The organism is Pelotalea chapellei (assembly GCF_018531195.1).
Taxonomy (GTDB): domain Bacteria; phylum Desulfobacterota; class Desulfuromonadia; order Geobacterales; family Pseudopelobacteraceae; genus Pelotalea; species Pelotalea chapellei.
The window spans coordinates 199303-217820 of record NZ_JAHDYS010000004.1; the positions used below are offsets into that span (position 1 = coordinate 199303).

The 18518-nt window shown below is 51.4% G+C and carries 15 protein-coding genes and 1 riboswitch; of the genes, 9 read left to right on the forward strand and 6 right to left on the reverse strand.

Annotated features, from left to right (window positions below; genetic code table 11):
- Positions 1 to 75: 75 nt before the first annotated feature.
- Positions 76 to 930, forward strand: a complete 855-nt coding sequence (locus tag KJB30_RS05880) for a GerMN domain-containing protein (protein WP_214297012.1) — start codon at positions 76 to 78, stop codon at positions 928 to 930.
- Positions 931 to 1083: 153 nt separating this feature from the next.
- On the opposite strand, the gene KJB30_RS05885 is transcribed toward KJB30_RS05880, so the two are convergent.
- The 3 genes from KJB30_RS05885 to KJB30_RS05895 all read right to left on the reverse strand — a co-directional run bounded on the left by KJB30_RS05885 (position 1084) and on the right by KJB30_RS05895 (position 4638).
- Positions 1084 to 3360 carry a heavy metal translocating P-type ATPase gene (locus KJB30_RS05885; RefSeq protein WP_214297013.1) on the reverse strand — a complete coding sequence of 759 codons (2277 nt, stop codon included), beginning with the start codon at positions 3358 to 3360 and terminating at the stop codon, positions 1084 to 1086.
- 83 nt (positions 3361 to 3443) lie between these two features.
- Positions 3444 to 3956: a BCAM0308 family protein gene (locus KJB30_RS05890; RefSeq protein WP_214297014.1), complete on the reverse strand. Its 513-nt coding sequence runs from the start codon at positions 3954 to 3956 to the stop codon at positions 3444 to 3446.
- Positions 3957 to 3984: 28 nt separating this feature from the next.
- Positions 3985 to 4638, reverse strand: a complete 654-nt coding sequence (locus KJB30_RS05895; RefSeq protein WP_214297015.1) for a hypothetical protein — start codon at positions 4636 to 4638, stop codon at positions 3985 to 3987.
- Between the two features lie 139 nt (positions 4639 to 4777).
- Between KJB30_RS05895 and KJB30_RS05900 the strand changes: the two genes are divergently transcribed.
- The 7 genes from KJB30_RS05900 (at position 4778) to KJB30_RS05930 (ending at position 14614) form a co-directional block, all read left to right on the forward strand.
- Positions 4778 to 5431, forward strand: a complete 654-nt coding sequence (locus KJB30_RS05900) for a DUF5752 family protein (protein WP_214297016.1) — start codon at positions 4778 to 4780, stop codon at positions 5429 to 5431.
- On the forward strand, positions 5428 to 6666 hold the full coding sequence (locus KJB30_RS05905) for a glycosyltransferase (protein ID WP_214297017.1): 1239 nt from the start codon (positions 5428 to 5430) through the stop codon (positions 6664 to 6666). Before KJB30_RS05900 ends, KJB30_RS05905 begins: the two co-directional genes overlap by 4 nt.
- Before the next feature lie 217 nt (positions 6667 to 6883).
- Positions 6884 to 7924, forward strand: a complete 1041-nt coding sequence (locus tag KJB30_RS05910) for a vitamin K epoxide reductase family protein (protein ID WP_367618932.1) — start codon at positions 6884 to 6886, stop codon at positions 7922 to 7924.
- 389 nt (positions 7925 to 8313) lie between these two features.
- On the forward strand, positions 8314 to 9633 hold the full coding sequence (locus tag KJB30_RS05915) for a radical SAM family protein (protein ID WP_214297018.1): 1320 nt from the start codon (positions 8314 to 8316) through the stop codon (positions 9631 to 9633).
- A 91-nt stretch (positions 9634 to 9724) separates the two neighbouring features.
- Positions 9725 to 12766 (forward strand): PAS domain S-box protein, encoded by a 3042-nt coding sequence (locus KJB30_RS05920; protein WP_214297019.1) that lies wholly within the window; start codon positions 9725 to 9727, stop codon positions 12764 to 12766.
- 81 nt (positions 12767 to 12847) lie between these two features.
- Positions 12848 to 13240 carry a bacteriohemerythrin gene (locus tag KJB30_RS05925; RefSeq protein ID WP_214297020.1) on the forward strand — a complete coding sequence of 131 codons (393 nt, stop codon included), beginning with the start codon at positions 12848 to 12850 and terminating at the stop codon, positions 13238 to 13240.
- Positions 13241 to 13470: 230 nt separating this feature from the next.
- Positions 13471 to 13547: riboswitch (cyclic di-GMP riboswitch) on the forward strand.
- Between the two features lie 161 nt (positions 13548 to 13708).
- Positions 13709 to 14614, forward strand: a complete 906-nt coding sequence (locus tag KJB30_RS05930; protein ID WP_214297021.1) for a C1 family peptidase — start codon at positions 13709 to 13711, stop codon at positions 14612 to 14614.
- 88 nt (positions 14615 to 14702) lie between these two features.
- Here KJB30_RS05930 and galE read toward each other — a convergent pair whose 3' ends face one another.
- Genes galE through KJB30_RS05945 form a run of 3 tightly spaced genes read right to left on the reverse strand, consistent with a single transcriptional unit; the run spans position 14703 to position 17564 of the window.
- A complete protein-coding gene (gene galE, locus KJB30_RS05935; protein ID WP_214297022.1) occupies positions 14703 to 15689 on the reverse strand; it encodes a UDP-glucose 4-epimerase GalE in 987 nt (328 codons plus the stop codon).
- Positions 15690 to 15748: 59 nt separating this feature from the next.
- Positions 15749 to 16519 carry a sugar phosphate isomerase/epimerase family protein gene (locus KJB30_RS05940; protein ID WP_214297023.1) on the reverse strand — a complete coding sequence of 257 codons (771 nt, stop codon included), beginning with the start codon at positions 16517 to 16519 and terminating at the stop codon, positions 15749 to 15751.
- Positions 16512 to 17564 carry a potassium channel family protein gene (locus KJB30_RS05945; protein ID WP_214297024.1) on the reverse strand — a complete coding sequence of 351 codons (1053 nt, stop codon included), beginning with the start codon at positions 17562 to 17564 and terminating at the stop codon, positions 16512 to 16514. The genes KJB30_RS05940 and KJB30_RS05945 overlap by 8 nt, the downstream gene beginning before the upstream one ends.
- A gap of 227 nt (positions 17565 to 17791) precedes the next feature.
- Between KJB30_RS05945 and KJB30_RS05950 the strand changes: the two genes are divergently transcribed.
- Complete coding sequence (locus KJB30_RS05950; RefSeq protein WP_214297025.1) at positions 17792 to 18517, forward strand: GntR family transcriptional regulator; 726 nt, start codon at positions 17792 to 17794, stop codon at positions 18515 to 18517.
- The last annotated feature ends 1 nt before the right edge of the window (position 18518 follow it).

The following is an 18518-nucleotide window of genomic DNA, read 5'->3' on the forward strand; positions in this document are numbered from 1 at the left end:
CGATGACATTTCAAGGATCAGCATGAAGTGGTGAGGCGGGCTTTTTAGCCCGCCTCACCATTCTCATCCACACACATGAAAAGAATACTCTCCATCATTACAGCAACGGCATTGTTCGGCTTTCTGATCTATGCCGTCACCTTTCAAAAAAAGGAAATTCCAGTTCAGAAACCTGGAGAGGTGATCTCGACAGCCGCGTATGCCAGGTATTTTGGCGCTGTTCCGCCGGTTGACAAAGGCGTGGCATATGCTTTTGTGATTTACTTTCCATCACGTAAAGAACCGGGCAAAGTTGTGCCTTTCCCGTTTTTCACCTTCGACGAGGGAAGTATCAAAAAAGTAGCCGTCGAGCGTCTCCTCGTCGGCATGGATACCGGCAGCTACCAGGGAGATTTCCTGAATGCGCCGGCCGGTAGCCGCATCGTCGGCCTGCAGGAAGCCCAGGGGACAACAACCCTCACTTTGAGTAAAGAGTTTGGCACCACGTCAGATGCATCGAAGTTTGTAAAGGCATTTGACCAGACCCTTCGCCAGTTCAAAGGAGTTTCGGCTGTCGGCGTTCGAATCGACGGAAACGCAGCTCCGCTCCCGGTCCAGTCCAGCGAGAGTGACATCCTACAGCCGGGCCCGCCCCGTCTGCTGGGTGTAACGGCCATGAAAGACAAAGGGGTCAAAGAAGTTGAGGAAGTGGATGCGTTTTTTGATCGACCGGTTGATGTCAAGGAGCTTAAGCTAATGGCCCACGACGGGCAGCAGTATGAAGGTGATCTGTATCATTCAGCTTTCGATATGGCAGGGGTGCTTAAACCCAGGAACCGGTCTCAATTTACGGAACGCATGCCGATCAAGGTACGCTGGAAGGTTGTTGATAAGCTGGGACGCCAGGCAGAAGGGAACGATGTCGTATCTCTTGAGGTAAAGGTACACTGAGCAATGATGACGGTGGAACCACGAAATACAGAATCCAGATTTCGGGAATTAGCATTTAGCGGACCATGGATGGACGTGAATATGCTTTTCCCTGCCGACTACCACGAAATGTAAAACCCGCCCAACCTCTCCCCTCCTCTATTTTCGTACATTTCACAGCTTCAAATTCCGCAGCCGCAAGGCGTTACTGATGACCGAAACAGAGCTCAAACTCATCGCGGAGCCGGCAATGATCGGACTGAGCAGCAAGCCGAAGAACGGGTACAGCACACCCGCCGCCACCGGGATACCCAGCGCGTTGTAGAGAAAGGCGAAGAACAGGTTCTGCCGGATGTTCCGCATGGTGGCGCGACTAAGACGAATGGCCTTGGCAATGCCGCGCAGGTCACCGCGTACGAGGGTAATGCCGGCACTTTGCATGGCCACGTCAGTGCCGGTGCCCATGGCAATGCCGACTTCCGCTTCGCTGAGGGCAGGCGCGTCGTTGATGCCGTCGCCGGCCATCGCAACATGTTTACCTTCCTCGTGCAGTTTTTTGACATGGGCGACTTTTCCTGCAGGCTCAATCTCTGCTTCCACCGCATCCAGGCCGATTTGTCTGGCCACCGCATCGGCAGTGCGCCGGTTGTCTCCGGTGAGCATGACAAGTTCCAGTCCGAGTTCATGAAGCTCGCGAATGGCTTCTATTGTGGTGGCTTTGATCGGATCAGCAACGGGCAGGATTCCGGCCGGTTTCCCATCGATGGCTACGAACATGACGGTCTTGCCATCTTCCTGAAGTTTCACGGCCGATGCTTCGAGCTGTTCCAGGCCGGTGATCTTTTCATTCCGCAGAAAATCCGGTTTTCCGATCATCACCGCACGACCAGCGACGGTGCCGATAACACCACCGCCTGTCACCGAAGAGAAGTCTTTCGCGGGCTCCAAAACAATTCCTTGTTCCTTCGCACCCTGTACAATTGCCGCGGCCAGCGGGTGTTCGCTGCTCTGCTCCAGTGAGGCGGCGAGCCGCAGAAACTCCTTCGCATCAATACTATCGCCGGGCAGTACATCCATGAGTTTGGGCTTGCCTTCGGTGAGAGTGCCGGTCTTGTCCACAACCAGCGTAGTAATTTTCTCCAGCCGTTCGAGCGCCTCGGCATTTTTTACCAGCACGCCTTCCTGCGCACCGCGTCCGACGCCTACCATGATCGACATGGGTGTAGCCAGACCGAGAGCGCATGGACAGGCGATGATGAGGACCGCAACGGCGTTGACGATGGCGTGGGCAAGTTTTGGCTCCGGACCAAGCAACAGCCAGATGACGAAGGTGAGCACCGAAACAGCCAGCACAACCGGCACGAAGATGCCCGCGACCTTGTCGGCAAGACCTTGAATGGGTGCGCGGCTGCGCTGGGCCTCGGCAACCATGTTCACAATCTGCCCCAACAATGTGTCGTTGCCGACCCGCTCGGCGCGCATGATAAAACTGCCGGCGCCATTGACGGTGCCGCCCGTCACCTTGTCCCCGACGTTCTTTTCCACCGGAAGCGGTTCGCCGCTGATCATGGATTCTTCTACGCTGGAGTGTCCTTCAACTACCACGCCGTCAACCGGCACCTTGTCCCCCGGAACCACGCGCAGCAGGTCGTCGACTTTCACCTGATCAAGCGGAACTTCCTGATCGCCCCCTTCTGCAACGTGCCGTGCCGTGGGTGGTGCCAGGTTCAGCAGCGCTTTGATGGCGCTGCCCGTACGGCTTCGGGCACGCAGTTCGAGCACCTGACCGAGGAGCACCAACACAATGATTACCGCTGCGGCCTCAAAGTAGATGGCAACCTTGCCTTCGTGCTGCATCGTGTACGGAAACAGTTCGGGCTTCAACATCGCCACAGTGCTAAAGATGAAGGCCGCGCCTACGCCGATGGCGATCAGGGTGAACATGTTCAAGTGACGCGTCATGATGGAACGCCAGCCCCTGCGAAAAAAGGGCCCGCCCGCCCAAAGTACAACTGGTGTGGTGAGTGCAAATTGCAACCAGCGCGAGATATGGCCATTTGCCCAGGATTGCCGGGCCAATGCAGGAACCATGTGAGCCATAGCCAGGACAAACACAGGAAACGTCAGCGCTGCCCCAATCCAGAGGCGCCTGGTCATGTCATCAAGTTCAGCATTTTCCTCTTCATCCGAACCCGCTGTCAGTATCTTCGGTTCCAGCGCCATGCCGCACTTGGGGCAATCGCCGGGATAATCCTGCTCGATCTCTGGGTGCATCGGGCAGGTGTAAATGTTTTTGCCATGCGGTTTTTCTTCAGACTTCGCGGTGGGAGGCTCTGACAAAAACTTCTGCCGGCAGTGGGCGCTACAAAAGTAGAATGTCTGGCCATCACGCTCGACAGGCAAAGCAGACGATTCATCTATCTCCATGCCACAAATGGGGTCAATGGCCATGTCAATCCTCTTAATTATGTCGGCACACAATATGCCACTTTAAAATCATCTGGGTGAGCCTCTCATTCTAGTCAGGTTTTGCCTCACCGGTTCCAGTTGACCCGCACAAACCTGTTTTCCCTGCTCCACTGGTATTCCAGGCTGCCGCTGTAAGCCTTATAGATGTCCCTGCCCAGTTTCTGGGCCAGCTTGTCATCAGTGGTACTGACGGTCATGCTGCCACCCTCCTGCTTTATCTCCATTATCCGCGCCAGGGGATTCTTTATGCGGGCTCTTTCCTCGGTGTTTTTAATGGTGCTGAGAATCTCCCTTTCGTGGTCGTGCAGATATTCTCCGCTGTAGGTGACAATGCCGGCGGGATTGTTATCCTGCATGCGATGACAGGCCGGACAGAGCACCTCGCTTCTGATCATGTCATTACTCAAACCGGCGGAGGCACTCTCATCCGGATACCAACGCTTGTTCCAATAAAGTGCCTTGCACCCGGTGCACACCGCAACCTCTTTCATCCCCGCATCGCTGATATATACATCGGTACTGCGGGCAGTTCTCTGCCCCTTTTCTTCCATGGAAATCCTGCTGCCTCGTGGTGTCATGGCTGATGCCTCCTTTCCTGCTCTTAACTTATGAGTAGTTAACCATACTTCGGCCTGATGTTTTCGATTCAATCCAGGCCTCCAACAGGCGTATGAGTTCAAGCTCATGATGGACAAGCGTCTGCATTCGATCAAGAATACTGAGAAAAAGTGGTGCTGAGGCTGACAGAAGCCCTTCCACCAGACGTGATTCATGCTGGGTGGCAAAAAGAAGACAGTGCTGTCCCAACCAGCTGCAGATTCGGCTGATTTCCCTGGAGCGCGTCGTTTCGCCGGTACTGACCATACCGGCGATAGAATGCAAAAGCATCTCCTGGCGCCCCAAGAGCAGATTAACCTGCTCCATCATCTTGTCCGAGAAGGGTATTCTATCCCCTATCTGGCGACGGAGGACCTCGGCTATTCCCTCCAGATCCCCGGCCAACAGCTTCAGGTGCCTGAGGATATCCTGATATTCTATAATCGGTTCGCGATCACGCCACAGCCGACCTACCATCAATTCATCCGCTTCTGCGGCTGTAAAAGCAGTCTCCTCCGCAATATCTTTCCGCTCACTCCCGACTTTATTGAGTAAATGCACCTGCTGGCGCACAAAAGCTTCCCTGATCTCGACAAGCATTGCCTGAAGCATCCGGATTATGCTGACCACCTGTTCCCTCTGTGTGCGCACTTCAGCATCCATAATCTTCTCCGAAACTGCGAATCTCTTCCTAAAATGTGACAGATAATATGAATATGGCAAGATGGCGCCCCCGCTTGCTCTTGATCGATTATTGGCTATGCTTTCGGATAGAGTAGAAAATGATCATAAGGAAGTGCATATGAAAAACTTCCGGATTTATGACTGCGCCCTGTTGGCCAGGACGAGCGGATTGCCGACAGCACTCAACCTGCGGGAGCTGCGCGAACGACTCGCTTCCTGCAGCAGCAATGTGATCTATCATCATTTCTGTGAGACCCCAATGGTAGCCTCCTTTGACAATCCTGATTATCGCAACGACGTAGCGGTCTGGATTAAACTTCACCTGGGGGATCGGGTACTGGCTGAGCGGATTGGCATAATCGATCCATATTCGTTTTTTGACATGGAGGAGCTGCGCGTCCTTACCCTTGATCTGATCGACGAACGCCTGAGTGAACTTCCATTTGTCCCCAGTGCTCCCCCCGGGTCTGAATTTTACTTCATGGAATCGACAACTGTGGTGTTCGATACCGGACGGGCCATTGAACATCCGCGTGATCTGGCAAGTTCAATTCTGACCATGACAGGCAGCAGCATTTATTTTCATTTCCTTGAAGCGCGTCGCCGTCACCCCGAGAATATCGATGATTTCTCCGCATGGCTTTTAGACTCTCCTGAAGAATTCAAAATGGAGGTCAACGCACTGCACTCGATCGATTTTACCTTCTTCACCCTTTCAGAGCTCAGAAATGAACTGGCAAAACTGCTGTCGCATGCAGGAGGCATCCCATGACCATTCATCTTGATATGTATGAGGGAATCGTGGGGGCTCCGGTCATCGGCCAGCTCAGACAACTGGCCAAGGGACTTCAGGGCAAGCGGGTGGTGCATGTCAATTCCACCCGCGAAGGGGGCGGGGTAGCCGAAATTCTAGACTGGATGGTGCCGCTGATGTGCGACATGGGCATCGACGCCCGTTGGGAAGTTATCCAGGGAACCAACGAATTTTTCAATGTAACCAAATCCATTCACAACGGCCTCCAGGGGTACCCGGCACCCATTACCACCCGTGGATGGCAGACTTATCTCGATGTCAATGTTGCCAATTTCGAGACGCTGCGTCCGATTCTGGAGGAAGCGGAAGTGGTGCTGATCCATGACCCGCAACCAGCCCCACTGCTGAAGCTTTGCCAGAACCGGAAGGGCAAGTGGATCTGGCGCGGACATATCGACATCAGCCATCCTTACCGCCCGGTCTGGAAGGGTCTGAAGCCTTATGTGGCGGGATACGACGCGAGCATCTTTTCCATGAATACCTTTGCCCATCCCCTGCCCCACCCGCAGTTCATTGTCCCCCCCAGCATTGATCCCTTAAGCGATAAAAACTGCGATCTGGAATATTCTGAGCTGGAGCAGGTACGAGCCCGTTTTGGCCTGGATCCTGATCGTCCGCTGGTGGTGCAGGTTTCCCGATTTGACCGCTTCAAGGACCCGCTTGGCGTGATCGCCGCATGTCGACTAGTGCGGACAGTCACCCCCCTGCAGCTTGTTTTGGCGGGCGGCGGAGCCACTGATGATCCGGAAGGCAAGGCCATGCTGGATGAAGTCATGGAAGAGGCGGCAGGTGATCCGGATATTCATGTGCTTCTGCTGCCCCCCAATGACGACCGCACTATCAATGCATTGCAGAGATTGGCAGATATCATCATTCAAAAATCCACCAAGGAAGGCTTCGGACTGACAGTCACGGAAGGTCTCTGGAAAGGGAAACCGGTAATCGGTGGCGACGTGGGGGGCATCCGCCGTCAGGTGGTCAACTATCACACCGGCTTCCTGGTCAATACGCCGGAAGGTGCGGCTCATCGGATCAGATTTCTGTTGCATCACCACGATCTCAAGAAGGAAATCGGTATCAAGGCAAAGGAATTTATCAGGGAAAACTTCCTGCTTACCCGGCAGTTACGTGAATACCTGACCCTTTTCCACGAGGCACTACAGGGAAGCGGAGAACGAAGGTTCTACGTATAGAAGTCCACTTTGCCAGAAGAACCTTCCACTGCTTCGGGATGTGACGTGATGCAAGGCAATTTTTGAATAAAATTTCATACCTCAAAAAAGAGCAATTATGCTAATATGCACACGTTTAAATCGCTGATCGGTAAGGTGCAACAGATCAAATTCTGGCCTGCTGCCCCCTGAAATTTTCCGCAAATCCCAGGCGATCCAGAGGAGCAGGAGACTGTTGGTGATATCGAACAACATCAGCCGGAACAAGCCGGGAGCAGGAATAAATGCACCGGCCATACTTGTTTGGCTGTCATCTATGGCAGGACTTATTTTATCGGTGGTTTCTCTTCTCAAGATCTGTTCAGCCTGCAGTGAAACCGGACAATACCGCATTTTTGGAATGGATTTCGGCTGGTTTGGAATAGCTTTTTTTATTGCCATACTATGTGCTTTAATCCTGAGGCAACGGTACCGCTGGTGCAATTGGATCATTGCCTTGATGATGTTTAGCGCCGCCGGAGCAGAAGCTCGCTTCATCTGGATCCAAAAATATGAAATCGGCCAGTGGTGTCCAGTCTGCCTCGGATTGGCAGCGACTGTTTTTCTGACCTGTACAGCCATCAGCTGGGAAACCTTACGAAGTTCAACGACACAAGGAGCACCCATGAAATCAAGAATTCTTTTTATTATTGTCGCCACTCTCTGCTTTGCCACCGGTCTGGGTGGTTCTATCCTCGGTGTCAAAAAAACTGCCGATGCTGCCGACCTGGACCTGTTCCTTGGCAAAAAATCCAGCCCTACCACCGTCTATTTTGTCAGCGACTGGTTTTGTCCGGCCTGTAAAAAAGCAGAACCGGCCATCGAGAAGATGGTGCCGGAACTGGCAAAATCAGTTAAAGTCGGCTTCGTGGATATGCCAATTCACAAGGAATCCCTCAACTTCACTCCCTATAATCTTCAGTTTCTTGCTTTTGAAAAAGAAAAGTACCTGAGTTTACGCAGTGCTTTGGCCAAGCTCGCGCTTAAAACTAAGAGCCCTGGTGAAGCCGAGGTTCAGGCAGCCGTAAATCCTCTGGGTGTCAAACTGCGCCAGATGAATTATGCCGACACTCTTTTCGGGATGCAGTCAAATCTGACCGTATATCGCGGTTTTAATGTCACAGCCACTCCCACCGCGATAATTACCAATTCCAAAACAAAAAAATCGAAACTGCTGGTGGGTGATCGGGATATCAATGAGCAGGCGATAAAAGCCGCTATCAATGAGGTCGGACGCTAGTATCTCTTTTCTTAAAGAATTGCTTTTCTTAGCGTCTTTGCGGCTTCGCGAGAGAAAAGGTCTTTCAAGTGCTCTCGCTCGCTTCGCTTAAGACGCCCAGGCGCGGAGCAAACCGTTTCAGGAGCCTGTCGACCTACTTAGGGCAAATCCACTCGGATCTTTATTTTCAGCTTCTCCCCAAAGGCGGCTTAAAGACGCAAACTCATAAGCCGCCATTGAAACTATAAACTCTCTCCGAAAGCACCTCCACATTCTGCTGCGCATTCCCAGCATATAAAATATTCGTTCCGCCCTGCACAACGTTTTTCAAGATACTGCCTGTCGAAAAACGCTGAACTTGTCAGGCACTCCGGCGTATAATGGCTCTTCAACAATAGAAAGGATTTCCCATGTCTCAACGCTTACCCAAGATGCTGTACGCCGATTCCACCGGGAACATTTATGATCATCCCGAACTTTGTATGACAGGGATGAATGGAAACGAACCGGTGCTGCCGGATCACATGGAACTGATTCCCCTGCCAGAGGACAGCAAGCTCTTTACCATGCCGGATATGCCGCCAATTGCCTGGGATGCCCGCCAAAAACGGTTCACCATTCTGAACGAAATCCGCGAAGGGCGCAGAAGCCAAAAGATTCAGGCTGTGGCCGCCTTTATGGCTCCCGGATATATGCGTACCCTGCTGCCAGCCTGTGATTATTCAAAAAAGAAGGAGCACCTGCCACTCTGGTCCTACACTGCGGTGGGATGGGACGAGGAACGAGACTGCTTTGTCGTTGCGGCTACCAAGGTGGATGCCAACAGCAACTGGGATCCGGCCAATTACGATGACCGCACTCTGGACCCTCTGGTACGGGCGATGCTGAAGGAAATGCCGGGAAATCGCCTGCTCGAGCAGCTTTCCCGCTGTGCAGTCGATTATCACTGCTTCGCTGCAAAAAACTTGTTTTATCGTCGGTGGGAAGCGCCACTTCCCACGTCGCCGGTCTGCAACTCCGCCTGCCTGGGGTGCATCAGCCTTCAGCCATCGGAATGTTGTCCTTCAAACCATGAACGCATCTCTTTTGTCCCCACTCCGGAAGAAATCTGTGAAATATCGCTACCTCACCTGGAGCAGGCTGAGCAGGCAATTGTTTCCTATGGCCAGGGATGTGAAGGGGATCCGATTCTACAGGCAGATACTATTGCCGAGGCCACCCGAAGACTGAAGCTGGCGACTGTGCGCGGCACGGTCAATTTCAATTCCAACGGCTCATTACCTGACAAAATCCAGCTATTGTGCGACAGCGGCATGGACTCCTTCCGCTTTTCCATGAACTCGGTGCGCGAAGAGCTCTATAACCGCTACTATCGTCCTAAGGGATATACGTTTTCCGACGTGAAACGTTCGGTTCGCACCGCCAAGGAAGCCGGCCGTTTCACCATGATCAACTACCTGGTTTCACCAGGTGTCAACGATGCGCCGCAGGAGGTAGAAGCTCTGCTTCAATTTATTGCCGACACAGGTATCGACATGATCCAGCTGCGCAACCTCTCCATCGATCCGGACTACTACAACAGGGAAATGGGCGCCAATACCAGGGGAATCGGTATGTACTGCCTGCTGCAGCAATTGAAACAGGAATTCCCGCGCCTGCAGTTCGGTTACTACAACCGTACAAAAGAGAACTTCTACCCGCCCGATTATGAAACCGGTTGGCCCCTGTAAAAGTTTTGCAGCGTTCCATATCTGCTCGCCCGCTAAACCTTTGCAGACAAATGCCGATCAGCTTGCTAACACATCGGGAAAAAAGGCCTCAATGTCCACATCAAATTTATCCATAGAAAAGCTGAAATCACGGGTAAAGATCACCATTGCACTGCTTGTTGCGGCGGTGATCGGCATTTACGGCTGGAGTATCTTTTCGCAATATAAAGATGTCATCAAAACCGCCGAACATCAGGCCAAGGGATATGTCAGGGCGCTGTCGGAACACAGCGAAAGCGCATTTGCAGAATCCGATCGAGTGCTGCGCGACGTGCTTCACGACCTGCAGAGAGCGGGGGGAATAAAAAAAGAAAAGCACCTGCAACTGTTTCAGGAACTGCAACGCCAGGTGGGTAATTCCCCGCAGATCGGATCCCTGTTCATCGTCGACAAAAGCGGCACAATGTTCATCAGCTCAGTGGATTTCCCTGGAAAACCCATTTCAGTATCAGATCGCGATTATTTCCACTATTACATGACCACACCCGGCGCTGATCTTTCTATCAGCAAACCGGTAATGAGCCGCCTGGTCAAACGCTGGCGCTTCAACCTGATGCGTCCGCTTAACGATCCTGAAGAGCAGTTTGCCGGCCTCTTGGCAGTCGCCTTTGAAGTTGATTATTTCAAGCGGTTTCTCAGTGAGGGAAGCCTGGGACCCAATGGCCGGATAGCCCTGATCCGTACAGACGGGGCTCCCCTGATGTTTGAACCATACGTCGATAAAATCTACGAGACCAATTTCAGTAAGACGATTCTTTTCCGCGAAAAGTTACCGCGCGCATCATCCGGCACCTTTCATGTCGGTCAAAAGCACAATCCTGTTGACAAAGCTCCACGCATTATCTCCTACCAGCGTTTGTCGCGCTTTCCCGTTGTAGCCGTGGTCTCGCTGGATAAAAGTGAGGTTCTCAAACCATGGAGGAACAAGGCACTCTTACAGTCGGGCCTGACCCTCGGACTCTGCCTCTCAATTATCCTGCTGATGCAGTTGCTGATACGCCATCTTGACCGACTGCAGTCGGCACAGACGGCGCTTGGTGCTCAACAGGAACAGGCACGCATCAAGGCTGCACAGATAGACGCCGCCCATGACGGCATTCTGATGGTTGATATGGATGGCCGGCTGATACAGTCAAACCACGCAGTCTGCAGACTGACCGGCTATAACCAGGAAGAACTGGTGAATAAGCAGCTAGGCGATCTGGAACCACCCGAATACGGCGCGCGCGTAGCATCTAATATTTCCATGATCCAAGAGCACGGCGAGGCGACCTTCGAATCAGCCTACCTCACCAGGAACGGCTCGGTACTGCCGATAGAAGTCAGTGCTCGAATCATGGAAAGCGACGGTAAAAACTTCATAATCAGCATTGTCCGGGACATCAGTGAGCGTAAACGAAGCGAACGCCGTGAACGGACCAAGGCCAATATTCTCGAGAAACTCGCCACCGGTGCAAATCTGCCGGAACTGCTTACGCATATCGTACAATATGTCGAACAGGAGCGGGAGAAAGCGATCTGCTCAGTACTTCTTGCAGATGAAGATTGCCAGCATCTGCATCACGGCGCTGCGCCAAGCCTGCCGGACAGCTACAACAAGGCCGTGGATGGCCTGAGGATTGCCAATGGCATGGGTGCGTGCGGCACCGCTGCCTATCTGCGGCAGCGGGTAATTGTTGAGGACATTGAAAATGATTTTCGCTGGAAGGGCTTTCAGCCGGTACACGAGGCAGGGCTACGTTCCTGCTGGTCTGAACCGGTGATTTCGGCGTCAGGTGAACTGCTTGGCACCTTTGCTATTTATCATCGCGAACCTTGCTTCCCGGAAAAAGATGAAATCCAGCTCATCGAATCTGCTGCTCATCTCGCCAGTATTGCCATTGATCGGTTCCGCAATGATATGCAGAAAAAGAAACTGGAATTACAGCTGCACCATATTCAGAGGGTTGAAGCGATCGGTCAGTTAGCCGGAGGAATTGCTCACGACTTCAACAATCTTCTTACTCCCATTCTTGTGTACTCAGAAATGATCCAACATAAACTGCCTCAAAATGATCCAATGCTTGAAAAGACCCAGGGCATCATCAAAGCGGCATGGAAGGCCCGTGATCTGACCCAGCAACTACTCAGTTTCGGTCGCAAGCAGATCCTCTCCCTCCAGCAACTGGATCTCAATGAAATTATCAGCAGTTTCCATGACATTCTGCGCAGAACCATACGGGAAAACATTGCCATATACCTTCAACCCGCACCAGGTGGTGTAATTGTCCAGGCCGACAGAGGCCAGATCGAACAGATCCTCCTGAATCTTGCCGTCAATGCACAGCATGCCATATCGGGCAACGGAACGATTGTCGTGGAAACCGGGCATGTTGTACTGGACAACGAATACACGCGACTGCACCCCGGCCTGCAGGCTGGTCACTATGCAATGCTCGCCTTTATCGACAGTGGCTGCGGGATGGATGATGAAATCTTAAGCCACATTTTCGAGCCTTTTTTTACCACCAAACAGGTCGGCCATGGGACGGGACTTGGTCTTGCCACCGTGTATGGAATCGTAAAACAACATGAGGGCTACATTGCTGTCAGCAGTCGTGTCGGAGAGGGAACTACCTTCAGCATCTACCTGCCTCTCAGCAACGGCCAGCCAGTAAACCTGTCGAACATGACACCAATCGCGTCCGACTTACAACATGGAGACAGCACTATCCTCGTGGTCGAAGACAACGAGATGGTGCGCACCATGGTAATAGAGCTGTTGAAATCTTCCGGATACCAGGTTTTTTCTGCAGAGACTCCAACTCTTGCACTTGAAATGGCTCTGGAACATGGCACCAACATCAATCTGCTGGTCACCGACGTGATGATGCCTGAAATGAATGGTCAGGAGTTATATGAACAGCTACTTGACTCGCTCCCGGAACTACGAGTCCTTTACATCTCCGGTTATGCTAACGAAACTTTCGTGCACAAAGGATTGCTCGAAGAGAGCATTGAATTTCTGCAAAAGCCTTTTACAGCAGAGAAATTTCTTGAAAAAGTCCGTCAGAGTATAGGCAGAAAAAGCCCAGATCCCACTGTCATATCCTGACACCTGATCTAAAAACTTTCAGCCCCAACCACTCGATTTCTTTGGTACACTTTTATACTGATCCTCGATGGAGGTATGACCATGACATCGTTTACCCTGGAAGCGAGTTACCATCTGAATCTGGCTACTATTGACCGGCAGCATCAACAGATTCTGGACCGCATGGCCGCAATCGATCAGGTTATTACCGGAGCAGAATCTGCTGAGGATATGAACTCCGTGGTCAATGTTTTAGAGATCTACTGCAAAAGACACTTTTTCGATGAAGAGCGCTTGATGGAACGCAGAAGTTTCCCGACTACCCTTGAACATAAAATTCAACATGACCTCTTCGTACAGCACCTCGACCAGCTTAAATCGAGTGATACTTCGCCCCGCAGTTCCGAAAAAGTAATCTTGCTCAGAGACTGGTTTCTCAACCACATTCTTTCCGAAGATATGCGCTATGCTGAATTTTTTCTAAAAAAGGGCTGAAGAAATACTAGCAAAACTACCCACCGCAGCATTCACCTGCAGTCCTACTTTTCTCCTCTCGGCACATCTTATAGAACAACGATATCATGATTACGATGCAACCACTTACGCTACGGCACGCGGTAGAATCAACTTCAGCAGTGGGTCTTGTGACCCTTCTGATATTATTATTGACAGATTATAAATAAAAAGCATTAATCAAAACAAAAACATCTTTATATTTAAACTATCCCAGAAAAAGCCAAACCTGTCGCAAGCAGGTACGGAAAGTAACGGATCTTGATTTCAAGATGGCCGAGCTGCCAAAGGATATTCCCTTGGTACGCCCGGCTTTTTTATTGATCAGTTCCTGGTCTTTTTCAAATACTGCTCCACTCTGGATACTTCACTCGCATTTTGCGGGAGAAAGGAGGCGTTCCACGACACCGGCAAATAGACATCCACCAGTACAATGCCAAGGAGGATAGTATGATCATGTCATGCAAAGCGATAGAATTGGACAGTTGCAGTATGGCTGTTGGAACAGGTTGGCTCCCACCGCTGCCTGATCTGCGTGATTACAGCACAGCCACCCCCCAGGTCGCTGAACTTGCGAAGAAACTGAAACTGGCCACAAAGCTTCCAAAAGCACCGGCCTCTGTCGATCTGCGAGCATGGTGTTCCCCGGTGGAAAACCAGGGTTCTCTCGGTTCATGCTCGGCACATGCCGGTATGGGTATCGTGGAGTACTTTGAAAAGCGCGCCTACGGGAAACATTGTGATGGGTCGCGTCTGTTCCTGTACAAGACCACTCGCAATCTCATGCAAGTAACGGGAGACACGGGAGCCTGGCTGAGAAATGTAATGGCAGCCCTGGCAATCTTCGGGGTTGTTCCGGAAAAGTATTGTCCCTATAACATTGCTGCATTCGATACTGAGCCAACAGCATTTCTGTACAGTGTTGCAGATAACTGCGAAGCTCTGAATTATTTTTGTCACGATCCGCAAGGAGCCAATGTACCGACTGCCGCGGTTCTCAGCAGTGTAAAGAACTATCTGGCTGCAGGTGTCCCGGCCATGTTTGGTTTCTGGGGTTTCCCTTCCTTCGATAAAACAGATGTGAAGGGGGGTATTCCCTATCCTGCCCCCAATGAACAGGCCCAATGGGGGCATGCGATTGTGGCGGTTGGTTACGATGATGCCAAAAAGGTAACCAACACACTAAGCAAAAAACAGACTACAGGGGCACTGCTGATCCGCAACTCCTGGGGAACATCCTGGGGCGATGCCGGATATGGCTGGCTGCCTTACGACTATGTCCTTAATCGCCTTGCCATTGATTTTTGGTCTCTGCTGTCAATGAAGTGGATAGACACGAAACAGTTCGGCCTCTGAGTCAACAGAGTGCCATGCACCGGCACACAAAAAAGCCCACCAAGAGGTTGCTCTCTTTGGTGGGCTTTTTGAAAAAGAAATTGAATTTCTACCTGGCTGCCAGCGCGCTTTCCCAGCGCCAGGCATCTTCCACAATTGTTCGTAAACTATCAAATCTCGGTTTCCAACCGGTCAGATTGCCGATCTTGTCGGCTCGCGCAACCAGCGAGGCCGGATCTCCGGGACGACGCTCCGCCTCCACAGTCTTGAAATCCACCCCACTGACCTCTTTTACCATCTTCAGCACTTCGCGGACACTGCTGCCGCGACCATAACCGACGTTCATGGCAGTTGGTTCTCCGCCGGTTTCGAGGTATTTCAGAGCATTCAAATGGGCTGCAGCCAGATCCTCGATATGGATATAATCGCGAATGCCGGTGCCGTCAGGAGTCGGGTAATCCGTACCATAGATCCCGACGCTCTCACGCATTCCCAATGCTGCCTGACAGGCAACCTTTATCAGATGAGTCGCCTCAGGAGTACGCTGTCCCATGCGGGCTTGAGGATCAGCGCCAGCCACATTGAAGTAACGCAGGGCAACATACTTCATCCCATGGGCAGCAGATGTATCACGCAACATCCACTCGCTCATCAGCTTTGACGTGCCGTAAGGATTGATGGGTGATAAGGGACTTTCCTCCGCAGCCACTCCACCATCAGGAAAACCGTAGACCGCCGCAGTGCTGGAAAAGATGAAACGCGCCACACTGTGCTGCACACATGCCTCAAGAAGCCCAAGAGTATTGCGCGTGTTGTTGCCATAATATTTCAACGGCAGCGATACAGATTCCGGTGCAACGATGGATGCTGCAAAATGCAGCACAGTCGAGAAGGCATGTTTTTGAAAGGCCGCATCCAGGGTTTCCCGATCCGAAAGATCCCCTTGAATCAGCTCTTCACCATGGACCAGGGCATCGGGGAAGCCGGTGGAAAGGTTGTCGTAGACGACTACTGTACGCCCCGCCTCACTTAGTTGACGAACGACATGGCTGCCGATGTACCCGCAGCCGCCGGTAACAAGAATCTTCTCGCTCATGTACTCTCCTTTAAAAATAAAAAAGCCACCGTCCGGAAGGGCGGTGGCTTTGCGCATCACTATTTCAGGTATTTATCTATATTTTTCAGTGCCCGTTCAAGGCGCTCGGCTGTATGGGCCTCAATGGTTTTTACCGCGTGGGGGGCATAGTGTCCCGCAAGACCAAAAAGCAGATCAAAATCTATAACTCCCTCCCCCAGCGGAAGGTGTTCATCAGCATCCCCATGATTATCATGGATATGGAATTCCGCGATGTAGGGTCCCAGTTCAGCGAACCATTCCTCCAAGGTAACCTTTGAAAACATGTGCCAGTGCCCAACATCAAAACAATGGCGGAATGAGGGATCATCAACCGCCTCCAGCAGCCCGCGCAAGGTGGAGGGTTCCTTCTCAAAGATGTTTTCCACTGCAATGATGCACCCGACACTTTTGGCAGTAGGGAGGAACTCGCGCCAGAAATCGATGCTGTTCTTCAGCCAGGCCATGCGACTGTCGCCGTAACGCAGTTCATCATACCCGGGATGAAATACAATTACCCTGGGTTGGAGAATTTCCGCTGCCTTGAACAACTGCTCAAAACGGCGACGGGTAGCATCTCGGATGGTGCCGTCCAGCGCCCCCGGATTCAGATCAAGAAAAGGGGCGTGAATGGTTGTGGCCAATCCTGCCTCTTTCAGCAGATTTGACTGGGCATCAAGTTTTTCGCAAATAAGCGTGTCCAGGGCTTCAGCCGAAAAAAAGATCTCTGGATTAAGCCGATTGTGCAAAATATACTGCAAGTGTTCTGAAAGACGCAGATATGGAACGTGGACGTGCAAATTGCTAGGCATGAGTGAATTGTTCTTTCCTTTGAAGTTTGGTTAAGTCATCCGTAAGGGGCCGATCAACAAGCCCCTCCAGTTTCAGGATTGCCGCGGGTTCTCCCAGCACGATAAGAGTATCTTTCTCTTCGATCATTGCCTCTGAGTGCGGATTAAACACCATTTTCCCATTGGATTTCTTGATGCCGATAATGATTACTCCGGTTTCCTTGCGAAATCCGGAGCTAATCAGCGTTTCACCGGCAAATGCAGAATGCGGGGGTATGGTAATTTCTTCCATCTGCAGATCAATATGGTCACTCCCTGTTGCGATTTCAATAAAGTCTACCACATTAGGGCGCAAAATCGACTGTGCCATCCTGGTGCCGCCAATAATGTAGGGAGAAACCACTTTGTTGGCCCCTGCCCGTTTTAATTTGATGTCCGAACCTTCTTCACCTGAACGTGCCAGGATATAAAGGTCGGGGTTGAGTCCACGAGCGGTCAGGGTGATATAGACATTTTCAGTGTCCGAAGTAACTACCGAGATCAACCCCTTTGCCCGCTTGATACCTGCCTTAAGCAATGTCTCGTCAAGGGTGGCATCACCCTTCATATGAAGGTATCCTTCGTCTTCCAATCTCCCTGTAGTTTCAACGTCTTTTTCAACAACAACAAACCCAAGTTTATTCGCTGAAAATTCCCTGCAGATCAGTGAACCTATCCTGCCATACCCACAAATGATGTAGTGACCATTAAGCTTTTCAATCATTTTATCCAATTTCTTCCTCCCCATCACCCGCTGAATCTGACCTTCAAACATGATCTGTGCCAAGCTGCCCACGATGTAACCAATTACGCTGACTCCAACTACAATCAGCATCATCGTGAATATTTTTCCGCCGTCGGAGAGATCATGGATTTCCTTAAAACCAACGGTTCCAAGGGTGATGACGGTCATGTAGAGGGCATCAAGAAATCTCCAATGCTCAATAAAAACAAATCCGATACTGCCGGCTGAAACCAGCAGCATCAGGACCGCCATAGAAATTTTCAAATGTCTGACTGGATCCATGTTTACCCATCCCGCAAAGTGCCCGCAGATTACCTGTTGAAGCCATAAATTTCAAGGCTTGTTTGCCATTCTACCTCCGGCTCCCAACCAGATCCTCAGCTGTGTTTTAAAAAACCGATCAATACCTCTGGGGAGATGTATAAAAATGTTAAAATCTAAAAGGTTAGAGTTGACAAAAGTTGCATACTGTATACAATGGGCCAAATTTTTTGGAGCGGAGTCCCAGAATGAAAAAACCGATGGAAAAACATCTGACACTGCGTGAAAAAATCCTCGAAAACATACGGGATGCAATCATTTCCGGATCGCTCAAAGCAGGCAGCCGTGTATCTGAACCGGAGCTGGCCGAACGCTACGGCATCAGCCGAACTCCCATTCGAGAAGCCTTTCGCCAGCTTGAGTCAGAAGGCTACCTGACGGTTATTCCTCGACGGGGAGCTGTAGTGAGCGAATTCAACCAGAAGGATGTGGAAGAATTCTATGCTATCAAGGCCATTCTGGAAGGTTACGCGGCCCGCTGTGCATGCGACAAGCTGACCAACAAAGAACTTGACCGACTCCAGGCCATCAATAATCGTCTTGCTGATTTGGCAAGCCATAATGACGTCAAAACCTTTTTTAAGATCCACAACGATTTCCATGATCTTTTCATTAAAGCAGCTGACAATGAAAAACTTCGGGAACTGATTACCAGCGTGGTTAATCGTTTTCAGCGCCTGCGGCTGATGTCACTCAGCCTGCCCGAAAGAATGACGATATCCGTACAGGAACATGAAAAAATAATTGAGGCCTTTCGTCGCCGAGATGCGGCAACTGCCGAGGCGCTAGTCCGCCTGAATGCCGAATATGGCGGCCGGGTTCTGGTGGATGGACGTACACCGACGGCACTGCCCGCCCAGGCAGGCGACAAAGCGGTCAGCCCTCAACTGGTCGGTCAGGGGTGGCTGCACTGAA